We start from the raw sequence: 18,794 nt of genomic DNA, 5'->3' as shown, positions 1-18,794 counted from the left end.
ACTAGAAGAGTTGTGTAGACGATGTGGAAAGTCGTTGTTGTTAAAGTCGATGTTGTTCATGTGTCTCAATACATCCGGACAAGCCCGGCATTCGCAGTGTAATCGTAGAAAAACCGTGAAATTAATCTGACTAAGTTGGGCTTATGAGTTGAACCAAATGCCCGTGCCGTGTTTCAGAGATTACCTGTTCTAAAAAATTCCGTACGAAGGTAACAATAATATGCTACCCTTACAGGTCGTGGGCTAGATAACCAATTGTTGCCGTTGACTTTTGTACAGTTGCTTCTTTCTGGAGACGGGGTCCACTTACTTTAGTCACCCGATAAGCGCACAATTCTCACAATAATCTGTACGTTTTTAGCGGCGGCCAAACATCGTTTGGTACCATATATTAAAAATCCACATAAGTTAAAATTTCTTTTAACGCCCTGCTATTGGTACCCTTTCGCCTGTAACTCAAAGAGTTCGGCGTAGCGCCCACCCCGGCCAGTCAGCTCCTCGTGGGTACCCTCCTCCAACAAACCGCCGTTCTCCAGGAATAAAATTTTATCGGCCATTCGTACTGTACTGAAGCGGTGGCTGATGATGACGGCGCTTTTCCCTTTGATGAGTTCGGTAAAGCGTTCGAACACTTCAAACTCCGCCCTGGCGTCCAGAGCACTAGTCGGTTCATCGAGGATCAGCAGGCTGGCATCGCGGATATAGGCTCGGCTTAACGCTACTTTTTGCCACTGCCCGCCGCTCAGATCCATAGCTCCGGCGAAACGGCGGCCAAGCAGCTGGTCATAGTGCTCCGGCAAGCTGGCCACCACCTCAGCGGCCAGCGATTTCTCGGCGCTTTCCTCGATCGCTTCCTGGTTTTCCAATTCCTGAATTCGGCCTACGGCAATGTTCTCCCGAGCGGTTAGTTGGTACCGAAAAAAGTCCTGAAAAATCACCCCGACGTGCTCGCGTAGCTCTTCCAATTTATACTCTCTCAGGTCTCTACCGTCAAGTAGAATGCGGCCTTCAGTGGGTTCGTACAGTCGGGCCAGCAGTTTCACTAGCGTAGTCTTACCCGCTCCATTTTCACCCACCAGGGCGAGCTTTGTGCCAACAGGCAAAACGAACGACAAATTCTTGATTGCATACCGCTCCGCCCCCGGATAGCGGAAGCTGACGTTTTCAAATTGCCAGCCCTCAAGGATGGTTGCTGGAAAGGATGTAGCCCCCTCCAAATCCTTAATGGAAGGCACGATCCGAAAGAAATCGAACAGGTCCTGGAGGTAAAGTGCATTTTCTCCAATGGTAGCCACTCGTGAAAGGATCGTCCGTAAACCCTGCTGCATCCGGCGGAAGGCGCCCGCGAGGAACGTCAACGTACCCACGCTGATCTGCCCGTTCACCGCCTGGAGAATGATCAGGACGTAGGCCCCGTAGTAAGTGATGGAACTGATACCGCTGAAGAAGGCCCCCCACCCCGCCCGATTGACGGCCAGTTTGCGGTTGGCGTAGTAATACTTCATCGAAAGCTCGTCGAAGCGATTGGTGATGAAGTCCGCCAAACCAAAGATCTTTACCTCCTTGGCCGTGATGTCGCTAGCACCCAGGTAGCGCAGGTAGTCCAGTTCCCGGCGTTCGGGCGTCCAGCTACGCGTCAGGCTGTACTTGCGTTGGTTGAAGTAGTTCTCCTGGATGAAGCTTGGAATCACCGCCACGATAAGTAGCAGAATGAGCCAGGGGTTAAAAGGAATGACGGAAGCACCGAGCACGACAATGGCGATCAGGCTTTGGAACTGCGCCAGGAGTTGGCTCATCAGCGTGCTCCGCCCCGAAGTTTGGCGGCGGGCGCGCTCCATTTTGTCGTAGAACTCCGCGTCTTCAAACTGGTAGAGGTCCAACGTCGCCGCATGGCGCATGATGTCGACGCTGGTCCGGTTGCTGATCAGATCGGTCAGCAGGCTGTCAACCAAGGTAATGGCGCGGGAAAGCAGGTCCGAAGCCAGCGCCAGGGCGAATTCCACGGCCACCATCTGCCACAGGAAGTCGAGGTCGCCACCACCATCCAGTAGCAGGATCACTTCATCGATGATCAGCTTTCCCACGTAGAGAATAGCAGTGGGCAACGCCGCCTGCAGTATCCTCAGCAAAATGTTAGCCAGCGTAAGCCGCGCATCCGCCGCCCAGATCAGTTTGAGAAAAGGGGGAATGTTTTTGAGCGCCGCCGCCTGTTCGCGCCAGGTAGGTGCTTCCTGCTGGTCCTTCCCCTTTCGTTGCTTCGCCATGCACTCGTAAAGCGATCAGCCGCCGGAAAGGTTGCTCATCGCGCGGGGTAGGCAAGCGTGCAAAAGCAAATTTGGGCGCTGCCGCAGGTGCGATGCAAAATGAAAATGGGCGGAAGACCGGCCGAAACCATGGTCTACCGCCCATTCTAAAAGCGTAAACTTGAATTACCGGAATTTATCCAGCAAAGCGATTAGGGACGCTTCGCCAATTGGTCCCGAATCTCAATCAGAATGTCCTTCTCAGTGGGGCCGGGGTCCGGAGCGGGCTCCACCACCTTGGGTGCCGTCATCTTATTGTAGCTGCGGACGATCATGAACACAATAAAGGCTACGATCAGGAAGTCAATCACCCGCTGAATGAAGATACCGTAGCGAATGGCTGCGCCTTCGGTGACGGTGCCGTCCGCCGCAACGACGTCCGGAGAAAGCTGGATGGCCAGTTCTGTAAAGTCAACACCGCCAACTACGAGGCCTACGATGGGCATAATGATGTCCGCCGTCATGGAGGTAACGATGGCGCCGAAGGCTCCGGCGATGATGACGGCCACGGCTAACTCGAGCACGTTGCCCTTCATAATGAAGGCCTTGAATTCCTGTAACATGGTATCAGTTTTGTGTAGTGGGTTGAGAGCAGCCCCTTTACTACGGTTAAAAGTTCCGTATAAAACTAATACTACACCCGCCAAATAACAAAATGTAGTCTTACGCTGGCCGCGCCTCCCCTACCCTATTCACCCGGCACCCGCGGCAGCGCCAGATGCTCCTAGCCAGCACGTAAAATGGTTAGCGAAGCCGATCCGCGCTGCGCACCAGTTTCTCGTCCTTATTGATGTTTGTGCGAGCCAGCCAGGCAAAAACGATGGCTAACAGGGGTAAAACGAGGCCAAAATCCGGCGTAGCGTTACCAGCAGCAACGTCGGAAAAGAACCGGAAGGCACCGTAGGCAGCGCCAATGAGGACCAATACGATACCCGCCAAAGTCAGGTTCATTTGCAGCTTCCGGTTGTTAAAAAGAAAGATCGTCACCAGTAATAAAAGACCAGCTAAACCGAATACGCCCAGCAGGACCGGGTCATCAAAAAGCGTAAACTGCGCATCGGCAAAGAGAGTGCTTTCCGGTACGGGAGCTGCCGTATCCGCTGCGTCTGCCGCGAAAAGGCCAAAGACGGAACCCGCGCCGAGAAAGAGAAATACGGACTGAATACGTTGGAGCATGGCAGTAAATTTTGGTTTGGCCGCAAAGATAAGCAGGTGGCCCTCCGCGGAGGAACCACCTGCTTAGTGTTTCAATACTGGAAGTTGTAGCGCGTTAGACTAGAAGTTGATCACCACCGGCAAACGGCACTGAGCCTTATTCATCTGGCTCATATCCCGCAACAACTCAAAGTGCTGGTAGTTTTGCTCGCCCAACTGCTTGCGTACGACGGAAGCACCAACGGAAGGCGGCAACGCGTCCTCCCCAAGGTAGGTTTCAATAAGTTGTTCGATGGGCGACTTTACTTTCGGGTACTGGCCCACGGAGATATCGTCCTGATCTAGGCCAGCCAGAGTGGCGGCGGAGGCAATGGCATCGTCCAGATCACCCAGCCGATCGACCAGGCCGATCTCCAGCGCACGTACGCCCGTGTAGACCCGGCCACCAGCAGCGCGGCGCACCTGCTCTTTGTTCATTCCCGGACGGCCTTCGGCAACGCGGTCCAAGAAGGTCTCGTAGATCATTTTTGTGCGGTCCGTCAACACCTCCTTGGCGCCCTCCTGTAATGGACGGAAGGGGCTGAAGGCGTTGGAATACTGAGCGGTATTAACGGTATCGAAGTTGATGCCCAACTTGTCGTTCATCAACTCGTCCACCATGGGGAACATGGTAAATACCCCAATGGAACCAGTAATGGTGGAGGGTTCGGCGAAAATTGAATCCGCCCCGGCAGCGATGTAGTAACCACCACTTGCGGCCACGCTGCCCATGCTAACGACGAGCGGCTTGCCCGTATCCTTAAGCTTTTCGAAGGCGTACCAGATGTTTTCGGAGCTGCTCGCACTACCACCGCCACTGTTGACGCGGAGAACGACTGCTTTCACGTCATCATCCTCAGCGAGTTTGTCGATGACCTTGACGTAGTTCTTATCTCCGATACCACCGGGCTCGGCTTTACCGTCAATGATGGTGCCTTCGGCGAAGAGGACGGCGACCTCATCGTCCTTGCCCTTCAGCTTCTTCAAACGGGCGTCGAAGTAGTCGTCGATTGACACCCTCTCGATCTTCTCGTGCTTTTGGAGGCCCAAGCGTTCGCGGAGGCGGGCGTCCACCTCATTGCGTCGGAAGACGCCATCAATCAGACCTGCCTCAACGGCTTCCTCGCCACGCCAGCCGGTTAGCTGGTTCGCGAACCCACGTACGGTGGCGGGTTCGAGATTGCGAGTTGCGGCGATGTCTTCGCTCATCATATTCCAGAGGCCAGTCAGGTATTCGCGGGTCTGGAGGCGGTTGGAGTCGCTGATCTCCGTCAGGCGGTAGGGCTCCGTGGCGCTCTTGAAGTTGCCGGCGTAGAATACCTCGAAGCGAACACCGATCTTGTCGAGCATATTTTTATAGAAGGGGATCTCGGCGCCAAGGCCGCGGAAATCCACCACGCCGAGTGGGCCAACGTATACTTCGTCACCGGCGCTGGCCAGGTAGTAAGCATTTTGCTCGTAAGCGGGGGCGTAGCTGACGACGAACTTGCCCGCCGCGCGGAAGCTCGCTAGTGCTTCCCGAATTGCCCGGAGCTTAGTGAAGCCGCCCGCCTGGGTCATACTGTTCAGGTAGATGCCTTTGATGTCATCATCCTTCTCCGCTTTCTCGATGGCCCGGACGATGTCGTGCAGGCCCAGTGCGCCGTCGCTGTCCAACTCAAAGGAAAATTGATCCATGGGTTGGTTACCCGTTAGTTCGGGGACGGTAGTCAGGTCCAGTTCCAGCAGGGAATTGGCTTTAATTTCGGGCTCCTCCTTGTCCGCATTGGCCAGGCCGGCGATCACGGAGAAGAACAGGAAAAACAGGACGCCGAGCGCGAGAAGGGTACCGAGGCAGGAGCCGAAGAGGATTTTAATGAAATTGGGCATAATCTTAATTTAATGCTGACGCAAAGAAACACCAGGCCAGGGTGAATGACACCCCGTTTTCGATGAACGGTCTCTTTTTATGGAGCAAAAGAGGGCATTTGCCGTTCTGAAGCCTATGTCCCTACGCAAAAAGCGCCCCTATCCCGGAAGACCAGGATGGGGGCGCCTTGTGGTTAGCCAAATGTCCTTATCCAAATTACCGCACGAATCGGATTGTCTGACCGGCAGCATCCCGCAGCACGTACTGACCGGCGGCAAGGTCCGCTACGTCGATGGAATGCACGGCTTGGCTCTCTACTGTGGCTATGCTGCGCACCTCGCGGCCCGCGGCGTTGTAGATCCGTAGTCGACCACCATCGGTAGTAGCGGCATTCCGCACGTTGAGCTGAGAAACTACCGGGTTAGGATAAACACTAATGGACAGCTGCTCACCCCCGAACGAGATCTGGCGAACGGGGCTCCGGTGGGCACTACCGTCAACGTCCACCTGAGTAATGCGGTAGTAGTTATCACCGGGGAGCGGCTCTTCGTCGTAGAACAGGTAATCAGCGGATTCGGTGGCACTTCCCGTAGGAGTTACTTCCCCAATTGGTTGAAAATTGGTCCCGTCAGCGGAGCGTTCCACCAGGTGGTAATCGGCGTTCACCTCGTCGGAGGTGCCCCACGTTAGGGATACGTTCTTGGCACCTGCGTCAGCGCCGAAATAATTCCACGTCAAGGGTAAACTGTTTCCGTTTACGGCGGAGAAACTCACGTAATCACGTTCCTCCGGGAAGTCGCCGCCACAATTAATGACGGGCGGGTTATACTGCAGGGCAAGATCGGCAACGAACTGGGCACCGGCACGCGTGTCGGGGCTGATCTCGCGCTGCGTGGTGCCGTTGGTGGTGCGGAAGGACATCACTTCCGCGGGGTCCGCTACGTGCTTGAGCTGGTGGACGTGGCCAAATTCGTGGAGAGCCACGCTTTCAAAGTCCGTACCGAAACCCTGGCCGGGGCCGAAATTGTAGTTGACGCTGCCACCGAACCCGTTGGGGTTGCCGGGGCGGCGGAACAGCACGTCGGCGCCGATGGTCTCGAATTCGCTGGAACCGCAGGCGCTGTAATAGCTAAAGGCGATGCCCACCGTTCCGGACCCCAGTTCGCGGTCAAAATCATAGGCATCACTTCCGTAGGAGACGATGTTGACACCGTCCTCGCGGGCAGGAAGTTGAACGGAAGTAGTGCCTTCCAGGTAAACACTGAAGTCGCCGGCTACCTGCCACGTCCGGATGGCCCGTTCGAGGGCGGCACGGGCGGGGCCGTCGTCTTCGAGGGAGCGGCCGCCGTTGGCCGTAGAGTTGTTGACCGCGAAAGTGTAGCCACCGTCGCCGTCGGCCATATCATCAATCAGCAGGGGCGTCACGACGCTGCCGTTGGATATCCTGAGGTTGGTCACCGCAAAATCCACGTCGATGGTGGGGCTGGCGCCGGATTGAGCGCCCGCTGCCGTCCGCACAATCACTTGGCCGCTACCCGCTTCGGACACCACCCGTACGCGGATGCTGGTATTGGACCAGGAAATGATGTCATCCGAACCCGCGCCGGTGAAGGAGCCGCCGGGGCCATCGTCGGGGCTGTCAAAAAACACGGCGCCACGGGTGGCTCCGAAATTGGTACCCGTCAGCGTAATCACGTCGCCAATACCGGCGCTTACGTTGCGCGGCGAGATACCGGTAATGCTGGGGTTCATCATTTTCTCAGTGGCCGTCTGGGCCCGAAAAGATCGTTTGGATACCTGCGTCATCGGGACGTCCAGGCCGAGCACTTGCACCAAGTCATCCATTCCTCCGATTGTGTCGGTTCCGTCCAGGAACATGCCGATCCGGCGGTCGTAGGGCAACAGGCTTTCGTGGACGGCTACGGGCTGGAGCATTTCGCTGCCATCTACCCGGTCACCGACGTAGCGGCGTAACATGAAGAGGCCTTCGGCGTCGCCGATACCGCGCAGGCTAGGATAAACGATCAGTTGCTCTTCGTTGATCCGGCCGCCCATGGTGAAGAAAAAGAGGGTATCAATCACCTCCCGGGGTTCTTCACGGTCCACGCTGATGCGGTCCACCGCCAGGGTATGTTTGGTGTAGATCTCGCCGTAATTGTTGAAGAACGGCTCGGATTCCACCACCTGGCCAATGGCGAGGACGTCACTGTCTTCCAGCCGTTCACGCAGTTGCATGGGGCTGTAGCACTGGGCGGCAAGAAAGGTGGTGACAAGGGTAAACGTAAGAAGTAGGTAAAGTCTAGTCATTTGGTTTTGCTTGGTAGGTTAGCTCAAACTGGCCCGCACTCGTGGGCCGAAAAGTTGCTAATGGAGCGGGAGACGGCGCCTCAATGTTCGTAGGTACACGGAATTTCACGGTCGCCCTGTCGCCCCCCGACTTATCTTCGCCCGTCCCAAATCGCCTTCCCGCCAATGCTCACCACCGCCCGCGACATCTCCATCGACACCTTCGATTACGACCTGCCCGACGAGCGGATTGCCCGCCATCCCGTCGCCCGGCGGGACGCCGCCAAGCAATTGATCTGGCACGGTACCTACGGCACGCACAAAATCGCAACGGTGGCTGATTTTCCCCGGCAATTGCCGCCCGGTTCCCTCGTCGTGGGCAACAATACCCGCGTCATCCACGCCCGGCTGTTCTTTCCGTTAGCGGAGGGCAAGCGGCCCATCGAGATCTTCTGTTTGGACCCACTTGTCCCCGTCGATCACGCTCAGAATTTAGGGGCGCGGACGCAGGTGCAATGGAAATGCCTGATCGGTGGCAACCGCCGCTGGAAAAGGGGCGCGCTAACGCTGGACGTCCCCCTCAACCAAGGATCGGCCCAGCTAATGGCGGAAAGGATCGAGCGCCAGGAAGGGACCTTTACGGTAGCCTTTTCCTGGTCTTCCACTAAGGACGCGAACTACACTTTTGGAGAAATCCTGGAGGCCGCCGGCACCCTACCCCTCCCCCCCTACCTCGGCCGGGAGACCGAAGCGGCCGACGAGGAACGGTACCAAACCGTATTCGCCCGCACGGAAGGCTCCGTAGCCGCCCCTACGGCCGGCCTCCACTTCACCCCGGCGGTGATGGCAGACATGAAAGAGCGGGGTATTGGCTGGGGCGAAGTACTCCTCCACGTGGGTGCGGGGACGTTCCGCCCGGTATCTACCCCTACCCTCGGCGGGCACGATATGCACCGGGAGACCTTTTCCGTCACCCTGGAACTACTCGATCGATTGATCGCCAATTACGAATCCGGGAAGCCCGTCGTAGCCGTCGGGACGACCACCCTCCGCTGCCTGGAGAGCCTGCACTGCCTCGGGGCGGAAAGTCTGCAGGGAACCAGAGAAGATGGCAGCCGTGACTTTACAGTGGACCAGTGGGCCTTTGAGGATGAGTTCACTCGCACGGCGGCCGTGCTTGATACGTTCACCGCCCTGCGAGGATTGATGGAACGAGAAGCACTCACGGTAATTGGTGGACAAACCGAAGTGCTGCTCTCTCCCGTCTCCGGCGTCCGTACCGTCAGCGCATTGATGACCAACTTTCACCAGCCGAAGTCTACGCTGCTCTTAATCATCGCCGCCATCGTGGGGGAGGACTGGCGGAAGCTTTACCAAGTAGCGTTGGAGCAGGACTTCCGCTTCTTGAGTTACGGAGACAGTTGCCTCCTGTGGAACAAGTAGGAATTCAGGACAATCGATACCAAGTTGATAAAGCAAGTAGTCGGGAACTTCTTTAATCGTCTCTAACAAGCTTCCCGACTGGGTTCCCAGTGCCTACTCCCGAATCAGTAAGACTAACCGTTCACCAGTCTCAGCGCGCATGCGTAGGCGCAGACTGTCTGCACGAATGAGGTCGACTGCGACTACGTAGGGTTCATTACTCTGGCCCGTAGTGTCCTGCGCGTAGAGGTGGCCGTTTTCGTGTCTCCAGGTGCCGGCCTCCCGGTACTTAAGGGTGGAACGGTAGTCGTAGCGTTGGTCGGGGTGAAAGGTGAAACCGATCTCGGCGGGGTTGAGCGCCAGGGTATCACCGTTCTCCAGTACCTCAACGGCTTCCCACGACCCAATCAGGGGTGAGGGCTCCGTGGAGCAGGTAACGAGGAAGCAGCAAAGTAATATCAGGGTGAAGGCGGGTCTCAGCACTGCTAGAACAACGTTTCAATGGCGATGAATACGGCGGCGCCGGCGGCAAAACCGATGAAGGCCAACCAGGCGATCTTCTTCAGGTACCAGATGAAATCGATCTTCTCCATTCCCATGGCGGCCACGCCCGCGGCGGAACCGATGATGAGCATGGAACCACCCGTACCGGCGGAGTAGGCGATGAAGTGCCACAGGGTATCGTCAGTCGGGTACACATCCAAACTGTACATACCCATGGAGGCGGCCACCAGCGGTACGTTATCAATGATTGCGGATAGGAAGCCGAGGATGAAGACCACCCAGTTCTGGTTGGGGATGGCGTCCTGAAGTACCTCAGCGACGGCGCGGAGGGCACCAACGTCACCAACCGCAATCGTTTCGAGCGCGCCGACGGCCATTAGGATGCCGAGGAAAAAGAGGATGGAGGACATCTCAATTCGGCTCAAGGCGCGGTGGGCGGAATAGGCTTTCTTACGCTCCTCGGTGAAATTCTCTTCTGGGTGGATGTATTCCGATACTAACCAGACGACACCCAAACTGAGCATCATCCCCAGGTAGGGAGGGAGGTGGGTGAGTACTTTGAAGACGGGTACGAAGACGATCATCCCCAAGCCAAGGAAAAGCATCGTTTTACTGGAGAGCAACCGTTCTTCGGGTTCGGGGACGCCTTCGTCGGACTCCAACTCCGGGGTCATGATCTGCCCTTTAAAGGGCTTCAGGACGGTCGTAGCGATGATGAAGGGCAGCGCGAAACAGACCAGGGAAGGAATAATCAGGTACTCCATCAGGCCGGCTACCTCCACGCGGCCACCAATCCAGAGCATAGTGGTCGTTACGTCACCAATTGGTGACCAGGCCCCGCCGGCATTAGCCGCGATGACGATCATGGCCACGTACCAAATCCGTAGTTCACGGTCCGGAACCAGTTTCCGCAGGAGGGTGACGAGCACGATCGTGGCCGTCAGGTTATCAATAATGGCGGAAAGGATGAAGCCCAGAATGCCGACGATCCACAGCAGTTTACTCTTGGAACGCGTGTTGATGTAACCCTTGAGAATGTCGAAACCGCGGTGGAGATCTACAATTTCGACGATGGTCATCGCCCCAATCAGGAAGATGAGGATCTCGGCCGTTTTTCCTAAATGGTGGAGCAGGTTGGCCATGAAGCCTTCTTCGGCTTCGTGGTAGGCTTCGCTGCTGTGGTCCAGCAACATATTGGCCCCTTCGTAGAGGTGCTCGTGGCCATCCACGACGTTGAGACTGCCACTGTGGAAACCCAGACTGATTAGTGCCCAGCAGATGGCACCCATGAGGAGGGCGGGGACGGTCTTGTCCAGCTTAAGCGGGTGCTCGAAGACGATCACGAGGTAACCGATTACAAAACAGGCAATGACCGCTGATAACATAGTAGCTGGGTGGAAAGCGGAAACGACGAACGCGTTTGCTTAGATGACGAAAGCTGAGTAAAAAACAAGGGGCCGGCAAACCAAAGGGTTCGCAGGCTAGACGCAAAACTGCAAAATCCACAGGAGAGAACCAAACGGATGCTTCCACTACCTAAGGTGAACAACCGCGTGGTGTTCACAAAATGCCGCCCCCCGATCAGACAAAATTATTTTTTGGCCAATAGGTGTCAGGAATAGCTCAACAACGATCAAACGTAGTCTTCCCCAAATTCCTGTTCGGCGCGGGTACGGAGCGCTTTGATCTCCTGCTCCCGATTACGCGGATAAACCAGGAGCACGTCACCTTCGTCGATAACCAACAGGTCATCCACTCCACCCACTACGATCAGCTTCCCTTCCGGGCCGCGCACGTAGCAGTTGTGGAGGTCTTCGGTTACCGACCGGCTGGCCTGGATCACATTCCCATCGTCATCCTTGGGGCTTTCGTGATACAGCGCGCCCCAAGCTCCCAAATCTGACCACCCAAACTGGGCGGGAATGGTGTAGATATTGGTGGCGTTCTCCATGATGGCATAATCCACGGAAATGCTGGGCGTTTGCGGGTAGAACTCGTCAATAAAGGCCTGTTCATCGGCAGTATTGTAGCAGCTCGTCCCCTGGCTAAGGAGGGCGTAGATCTCGGGGGCGAATTGTTCGTAGGCGTTCAGTACCGTGGCGGCGCGCCAGACGAAGATGCCGGCGTTCCAGAGGTAATCCCCACTCGTGAGAAATGACTTGGCCGTGGTCAGATCAGGCTTCTCGGTGAAGCGGCGAACGGGGTAAATCCCATCATCCCCTTCTTCCCCGAGAAATTGGATGTAACCGTAGCCGGTGTGAGGGCGGTCGGGCGCAATCCCCAGGGTAACGAGGACGTCCTTTTCGGCCGTAAAGGCCAGGGCTTTATTGATGTTGTCCGCGAACAGCATCTCATTGAGAATAAGGGCATCGCTCGGTGCAATCACGATGTTAGCATCTGGATCGATGGCCCGCAGTTTAAACGCAGTATAGGCTACGCACGGCGCAGTGTTGTTCCGGCTGGGCTCACACAAGATTTGGTTGTCCGTCAGCTCAGGTAGGTGTTCGAGGACCTGGGCCTGGTACTTAGCGTTGGTCACGATGAAGATCTTATCAGCCGTTGTCACCTTCAGAAAGCGTTCGAAGGTAATGCGGAGCAGGCTGCGGCCATCGCCGGTAATGTCCAAAAATTGCTTGGGGCGGACTTCCCGGCTGGCGGGCCAGAAGCGGGAGCCAACGCCTCCGGCCATGATGGCTACGTAGGTGTGTTCGTTCATTGGTTCATTGGGTTTTCGTTGGTCAAAAAAGCTACCGTACACAAAGGTTGAGGCTAACAACAGAACTTCATCCGCGTGACAGCGCGCAAGCTACTGCCTGCGCCACAATTCGTACTTCTCCGTCCGTAAAGGCACCCGCGTTCCGGTAGTATTTACGGAATCCATCGGTACGATAAAGTACGCGTAATCTTTTGCGGTGGACTGCGTAGTGTCCAGCGAAACGTTACTGATCCGCGCGAAGTAACTGACCATGTCCCGCGCATCGCCCACTGCGCCAATGGTAGCCCCTGCGGGCACCACGGCATTCATTTCGTCGATATCGTTGAGTACCACGCGGTCCCGACTGTTTACCGCGCCCCAGTGGCGGGTGGTGTTTATGGTAGCAGCCACCGCGAGCAAGGCAGTGCCGATCACGAGCGCCAATTGCCACTTCCGGCTCAGCTTCAATTCATACAGATGCGCTGCCGCGGGTGCGATGAAAAGGGAAAAGCCCAGGGCGAAGTAGGCCATCGACGGGAGCAGGTAGTAAAAGGATTGTTTCGGACTAATCGCCAACGGAAGAAATGCAGCCAGGGCGAGCGTCAGGAATAGAAAGGCGGCTTTGGTGGAAGGGCTATCCACTCGCCAGGTGGCCCCCTTTCGCCGTCCGGCATAAAAGAGCAGGGCTGAAATCACCACTGCCGGTAAAATGATGGCCAGCCCCTTACGGATGATGTACGTACGGTCCGCGCGGTGGTGAGCCATGTGCGCGTATTCCGAGTTAAGGCTGGACAACACCTGCGTGGAGAAGTAATCCCTCAGCGCCTCTGCCGGCGCCGCGAATTGGAACAGGACCACGTACAGCCCAACTACGGCAAAAACCATCAGCAGCGTACAGAAGAGGGCTTGGGCCAGTGACTGCCGGCGGTAGATCAGCCAGTGGATTCCGTAAAAGGCGAGGGGGAACAGGCCCACTACTCCTTTCGTCAGCGTGGCTAAAAACACCAGCAGGCCAGCCGCAAAAGCCAGCGTGTAGGTCAACCTTGGTGGGGTATTCTCCCGTAAACTTAGCAACCCTAGGTATACCGCCCCCAGCGTAAAGGCTGTCATCGTTGGCTCCAGGATATTGGCCGCGTAGAAATGGTAAACAACCTCGTTAGCCAGCCAAATGGTGAGTGGAAGAAACCAAATTTTGGCCAGGCCGGGCCGGTCGCGCAGGGCTTCTCGCCATAGTACGATCATCAACCAGGCGGAGAGCAAAAAGACCAACAAAGTGTAAATCCGTTCCGAGACCAGCCCGTCTCCAAAAACCCGAAAGACGAGTGATTGGAGGCCGAACATCAACGGAGGATGGGAGTGAAAATCATAATTATGGACCTCACTCAATTTCGGGTTCCAAAAGGTACCGATGCCGTTAGCCAGGTTTTTGGAAATACCCGCGTAGGCCACCCCGTCAGTGTACATACTCCGCTCGACGATCTCAGACCCTACAAGGAGGATGGCCAACAGAGCAGGAAGGAGAAAGAATAGGCGTTTAGGGTTATCGGGCATAGCTACGGGTCGGCCACCAGGCGACTACGAAGGTAGCCAATTCACGTGCACTGCTTACTGAATGTTGCCCCGGCGATGGTCCACTCCATTTCCGAACGCACCAGCAAACACCGCCCGGAAACCTACGTTCCAACGAGCAACCATTTACCCGTCATGACCCAACATTACTTCACGCTCTTCCTTATCCTCTTCCTCAGCACCTGCGTCAGCGCCCAAATGACGCCAGAGGAACGGCCGGACATCCGCAATTACGACCCAAAAACGGAGAAGGTATACGCCGTCAAACCATGGTTGGAAGGCGGCCTCGGCCTCGGGGGGATGATCGTATCCACTACCCTGATCGACCAGCTGCGAAGCAAGGATAAAATTGATTTGAGTGAACTGGACCGCGACGACGTACCGGGTATTGACCGTTGGGCCTTCCCCGCCAGCGCCGAGCAACGGGAGGACGCCGAGGCTTCCAGCGATATCTTTTTTAATACCTCCGTGCTGCTACCGTTGACCTTATTCATTGATAAGAAATTCCGGAAGGACTGGGTGGACATCACCGCCCTGTACATTGAAACCCACGCCCTGAGTAGCCTGACGTACGCCGCCTCGCCGATGGGGCCCTTATTTATCGACCGGACGCGCCCGGTGGCCTACTACGAAGACGTCGACGACGGCCTGCGCGCGACCGGCAACAGCCGCAATAGTTTCTTCAGTGGCCACGTGAGTACAACGGCCGTGGGGACCTTTTTCTTCACGAAAGTCCTCTCCGATTACAACCCGCAGTGGAGTGGAAAACAGCGCGCCCTGGCCTTTACACTGGCGAGCCTACCTCCTGCTTTCGTAGCAGTGCAACGGGTCCGCGCCCTGAAGCACTTCCCCACCGATACGGTCGTGGGCATGGGCGTGGGCGCTTTTTTCGGCATTATGACGCCCCACCTGCACAAGCGCTGGCAGATGAAGCACCGGACGCGGCTGAGCCTCGGTGGCTCCTACCACAATGGCACCGGCGTAGGGGGGATGACGCTGACGTTTTAGGAGGAAGACTAGTCTATATATTTTGTTGTAACCCGTCGCTTTGTGTCCCTCTCCCCCCGGCCCCTCTCCGAGGGAGAGGGGAGAAGTAAGGAGTATGGTTTTAAATAATTTGCTGCGTGTTACCTTTAATCAACCGATGAGCCTAATACGATTTCAACGATCCGTTCCCGCTCGTCGCGGACGATGGAGAGTTGGACGGACTGGCCAGGTTGGTACTTCTCCAGTTCCAGGTAAAGCTCCGTGGTATTGGAGATGGGCTGACCGTTGATGCCGGTCAGAATATCCCCCAAAATCCAGTTGCCCCGTTGGTCCTGAGACAAACCCCGCAAACCGAAGCGCGCAGCGGAGGCGTTGGGATCCAATTTAAAGAACATTAGGCTCCCCCCACGTAACTGGCGGAACTCGGCGCCAATGGTTGCACGCCGCACCTCGCCGTAGCGAATGAGGTCGGGAACGACGTAACTGACGACATCAATAGGAATAGAAAAGCCGATACCGGCCGAAGCGCCGCTCGGGCTGTAAATGGCGGTATTAACCCCAATCAGTTGTCCCAGCGAGTTGATGAGCGGGCCACCGGAATTACCGGGGTTAATGGCCGCATCCGACTGGATCACCCCCTTAATCGGGACGTTAGACTGGCTGTTGATCTCCCGCCCCAGCGCGCTGACGACGCCGGTAGTAAGGGTCTGGTCCAGGCCAAACGGGTTGCCGATGGCGTACACCGCCTGCCCAACACGGATATTGCTCGAGGTACCCACAGGAATGGGCCGCAGCGCTTCCATCGGCGCGTTGATCTTGAGGACGGCGAGGTCCTTTTCCTTCGCGACCCCGACGAGGGACGCCTGGTAACCGTTGCCGTCGGCCAAAGTCACGATGGCCTGGGCCGCACCTTTAATAACGTGGTAATTGGTGATGATGTGGCCCCGCTTATCCCACACGAAACCCGAGCCGGAGCCGGAGGGCACTTCCGTCACGTCGCGGCTCCAGAAATTGCGCTGGCGCACCTTAGTGGTGATGTAGCAGACGCCGGGGCTGGCCCGTTCGAAGAGGTTGATGGTGTGGAGTTCGGCCTCGGTGTAGGCGGCAATTTCCTCATCCGTGAGGTCCGGCGCCTCCGTTTCGGACAGCGTCGCAGCTCGCGTTGCGGAGCCCGCAAAGCGGTTACTGACGTTGAGCTGGGCGGAGGATTCGTCCTTACCCGGCAACCATTCCTGTGGCACCAGGTAGGCTCCGGCGACGAAAGCCGTGAGGACAATCAAAAGCGCAGCAAACAGGTTTTTCATTCGTGGGGGCATTAGCTACCCCGTTAACGAAAAGCGGCCTGTTTTTGTTACCGCGCAGGTTCCATGAATTCGCGCAAATCCCTCCAAGAATAAGGCTACGCAACGATGCCCATCCGGCCGAGGTCGAGGTCCATGCGCTTTCCACCGGCGGCGATGGAAGCGTAGATGGCTTCGCAGATGATCATGTCACGTTTGCCCATTTCGCCGGGGGCGAGGTTGGGGATGCCTTCGAGGATATGGCGGGCGAAGCCGTCCATCTGCAGTTTCTGCTGGCTCTCGTGGGGGAAGCTGATTTCTTTTCCGTCGGAGGTCATGCCCGCCAGCGGTCCGTAACCCGTGGCGGGTTGGAGACCGTACCAGGCGTTCGTATCCGTAGCCACGTGCAGGCGGTTCGCGCTGACGTTGTGGCTGGTAAAAATGTTTCCGATAACGTCGCCCGGAAAGGTGAGTTGGGCGGTGACCGTTTCGTCGGTATCCTTGAAATAATCCGGCCGGGTCGAGAACTCCTGGGCGCTCACCGAGGTCGGGTTCTGCCCCGTGGCGTAGATCGCCGCCTGGATAGCGTAAACGCCCATATTCAGCAAGGCGCCGCCGCCAGAGAGCGATTTATCAAGCCGCCACTGCCCCGGGTTGGAGGTGGAACGGTAGGCTGCGTCCGCCTGCACGTAGAGCGGTTTCCCGTAGTCGCCGGCCTCGCGCAAACGCTTGATTTCCTGGGTGTAAGGTTCGTACTGGAGGCGGTAGCCCATGCCCAGTTTCACGTTGTTGGCCGCGCATGCGTCAATGATCGCGTCGCACTCCTCCACGCTGACAGCCATTGGTTTTTCGCAGATCACGTGTTTGCCGGCGCGGGCGGCCCGAATACAGAAGTCGGCGTGCATGGAATTTGGCAGGACGACGTAGACGACGTCGATAGCGTCGTTGTCTTTGATGGCATCAAAACTGTCGTAGTTATAGACGTTTTCGTCGGGAATGCCGTACTCCTTTTGCCAGGTGGGCACCTTATCGGGGCTACCCGTCACGATACCGGCCAGGTAGCAATGCTGGGCATCTTTAAGCGCGGGGCCGAGTTGATTTTTGGAGTAGCTGCCGAGGCCAACGAGGGCAATGCCCAGTTTTCCTTCTTTGCCGGCGGGGTTGGCGCAGGCCTGGGTGGCCAGTCCGGTCAGGGCTACGGCGGAAAGGCTGGTGGCGAGGGCTTTGTTGAATGATCTGCGGTTGAGCATGGGTTGTTTTTTGGCGCTGGCGCGGGTGCTGTGAAATTGGGATTAAAAATAGGTTAGGAAAGTTATGTTGAGTTATGTCAAGTCGTCGGACGATGCCAAGAAAATTGCGGTGCAATTTTCCTGGTGAATCGTCCGACGACGGGGGAGTCTAGGTCGTCGGACGATTCACTGGTGATTTTGCAGCGCAAAATTGCCAGCATCGTCCGACGACTGGGGGGAGTAAGAATTCAAACTTAAGGTGTAACTAGAAGAGGTTTTGAAATCTAGAGCTAGTGAATAGGTAACTACTGTCGCTAAGTCGTCGGACGATGCCACGAAAATTGCGTGGCAATTTTCCTGGTGAATCGTCCGACGACGGGGGGAGTCTGGGTCGTCGGACGATTCACTGGTGATTTTGCAACGCAAAATCGCCAGCATCGTCCGACGACTGGGGGCTCGAAGGAACTATTACCCATGAAATTCATACCTTCAATTATGTTAACATTAAATACAGTATACCACGTCTACAATCAGACGAACAACTCTGAAAAGTTATTTAAATCAGACGACAACTATCTCTACTTCATCAAGAAGATGAGGAAGGAATTGCTTCCTGTTTGTGATATACTCTGTTACTGTTTAATGCCTACTCATTTTCACATCCTACTGGTACCGAATGACTATGGCTGTTCCGACAGTACGGTACAGCGTCCGGCATCGTCGGGTGAGGCCGAAGGCGTATATTTTCAGCAACAATTCAGTCAAAAAATCAAGGTATTACTTAGTAGCTATACAAGGGGGTTTAATGCACAGCACGGCCGAAGAGGTAGCCTATTTCGCCCTAAAACAAAAGTTGTTCCAGTACACAAGATGTATGAACAGAACTCATTTTCATTACCAGACACGGCGACACCACAGAACTTGAAAGCCTATCTAAAAACCTGCTTTCACTATATCCACGACAATCCTGTGAAGGCAAACATAGTTGACCATTCAACTAGCTGGCCTTACTCTTCTGCGTTAGATTATTTTGGGCAGAGGGGAGGTACGCTTTGCAATTATTTCTCGACTGAGAAATTAATTGGAATACGTAGATCTAACTCTAAAGCTTGAAAGTCGTCGGACGATTCACTGGCGATTTTGCAGCGCAAAATTGTCAGCATCGTCCGACGACTGGGGGGATTAAGAACTTAAACTCAAGGTGCAACCAGAAGAGGCTTTGAATTCTGGAGCGGGTGGACAGGTAACTACAATCGTTAAGTCGTCGGACGATGCCAAGAAAATTGCGGTGCAATTTCCCTGGTGAATCGTCCGACGACGGGGGGAGTCTGGGTCGTCGGACGATTCACTGGTGATTTTGCAGCGCAAAATTGTCAGCATCGTCCGACGGCTGGGGGGATTAAGAACTCAAACTCAAGGTGCAACCAGAAGAGGTTTTGAAATCTGGAGCGGGTGGCTAGGTGAATACTGTCGCTA

At 56.0% G+C, this 18,794-nt stretch carries 13 protein-coding genes; 2 read left to right on the top strand and 11 right to left on the bottom strand.

The features are described 5' to 3' along the window. Positions 1-431: 431 nt before the first annotated feature. The 5 genes from A3850_RS09065 to A3850_RS09045 form a co-directional block, all read right to left on the bottom strand. A complete protein-coding gene (locus A3850_RS09065) occupies positions 432-2,264 on the bottom strand; it encodes an ABC transporter ATP-binding protein (RefSeq protein WP_068215797.1) in 1,833 nt (610 codons plus the stop codon). Positions 2,265-2,455: 191 nt separating this feature from the next. Then, positions 2,456-2,866, bottom strand: a complete 411-nt coding sequence (gene mscL / locus A3850_RS09060; RefSeq protein ID WP_068219611.1) for a large-conductance mechanosensitive channel protein MscL — start codon at positions 2,864-2,866, stop codon at positions 2,456-2,458. Between the two features lie 181 nt (positions 2,867-3,047). After that, positions 3,048-3,479 carry a DUF4293 domain-containing protein gene (locus A3850_RS09055; RefSeq protein WP_068215795.1) on the bottom strand — a complete coding sequence of 144 codons (432 nt, stop codon included), beginning with the start codon at positions 3,477-3,479 and terminating at the stop codon, positions 3,048-3,050. 99 nt (positions 3,480-3,578) lie between these two features. Then, positions 3,579-5,366, bottom strand: coding sequence for a signal peptide peptidase SppA (gene sppA, locus A3850_RS09050; protein ID WP_068215792.1), 1,788 nt, complete (start codon positions 5,364-5,366; stop codon positions 3,579-3,581). Between the two features lie 196 nt (positions 5,367-5,562). After that, positions 5,563-7,653: a T9SS type A sorting domain-containing protein gene (locus A3850_RS09045; RefSeq protein WP_082921718.1), complete on the bottom strand. Its 2,091-nt coding sequence runs from the start codon at positions 7,651-7,653 to the stop codon at positions 5,563-5,565. Between the two features lie 165 nt (positions 7,654-7,818). On the opposite strand from A3850_RS09045, the gene A3850_RS09040 reads away from it, so the two are divergent. Continuing rightward, complete coding sequence (locus tag A3850_RS09040) at positions 7,819-9,075, top strand: S-adenosylmethionine:tRNA ribosyltransferase-isomerase (RefSeq protein ID WP_068215788.1); 1,257 nt, start codon at positions 7,819-7,821, stop codon at positions 9,073-9,075. A 93-nt stretch (positions 9,076-9,168) separates the two neighbouring features. Here the strand turns inward: A3850_RS09040 and A3850_RS09035 are convergent, their stop codons facing one another. The 4 genes from A3850_RS09035 to A3850_RS09020 form a co-directional block, all read right to left on the bottom strand. Further along, positions 9,169-9,537, bottom strand: a complete 369-nt coding sequence (locus tag A3850_RS09035) for a hypothetical protein (protein ID WP_068215786.1) — start codon at positions 9,535-9,537, stop codon at positions 9,169-9,171. A 2-nt stretch (positions 9,538-9,539) separates the two neighbouring features. Further along, positions 9,540-10,943, bottom strand: a complete 1,404-nt coding sequence (nhaD, locus tag A3850_RS09030) for a sodium:proton antiporter NhaD (protein WP_068215784.1) — start codon at positions 10,941-10,943, stop codon at positions 9,540-9,542. 248 nt (positions 10,944-11,191) lie between these two features. After that, positions 11,192-12,274 carry a mannose-1-phosphate guanylyltransferase gene (locus A3850_RS09025; RefSeq protein ID WP_068219609.1) on the bottom strand — a complete coding sequence of 361 codons (1,083 nt, stop codon included), beginning with the start codon at positions 12,272-12,274 and terminating at the stop codon, positions 11,192-11,194. A gap of 90 nt (positions 12,275-12,364) precedes the next feature. After that, entirely contained in the window at positions 12,365-13,804 is a 1,440-nt protein-coding gene (locus A3850_RS09020) for a glycosyltransferase family 39 protein (RefSeq protein ID WP_068215782.1), read from the bottom strand. A gap of 45 nt (positions 13,805-13,849) precedes the next feature. Between A3850_RS09020 and A3850_RS09015 the strand changes: the two genes are divergently transcribed. After that, positions 13,850-14,830, top strand: coding sequence for a phosphatase PAP2 family protein (locus A3850_RS09015; protein WP_157501009.1), 981 nt, complete (start codon positions 13,850-13,852; stop codon positions 14,828-14,830). A gap of 125 nt (positions 14,831-14,955) precedes the next feature. Here the strand turns inward: A3850_RS09015 and A3850_RS09010 are convergent, their stop codons facing one another. Both A3850_RS09010 and A3850_RS09005 read right to left on the bottom strand, forming a co-directional pair. Beyond that, positions 14,956-16,113 (bottom strand): S1C family serine protease, encoded by a 1,158-nt coding sequence (locus A3850_RS09010; protein WP_068215778.1) that lies wholly within the window; start codon positions 16,111-16,113, stop codon positions 14,956-14,958. Between the two features lie 95 nt (positions 16,114-16,208). Next, positions 16,209-17,339: a Gfo/Idh/MocA family protein gene (locus A3850_RS09005; RefSeq protein ID WP_068215776.1), complete on the bottom strand. Its 1,131-nt coding sequence runs from the start codon at positions 17,337-17,339 to the stop codon at positions 16,209-16,211. Between the last annotated feature and the right edge of the window lie 1,455 nt (positions 17,340-18,794).

Origin of the sequence: Lewinella sp. 4G2 (assembly GCF_001625015.1) — a bacterium.
GTDB lineage: Bacteria > Bacteroidota > Bacteroidia > Chitinophagales > Saprospiraceae > Neolewinella.
This window is presented reverse-complemented; position numbering and strand designations above follow the sequence as displayed.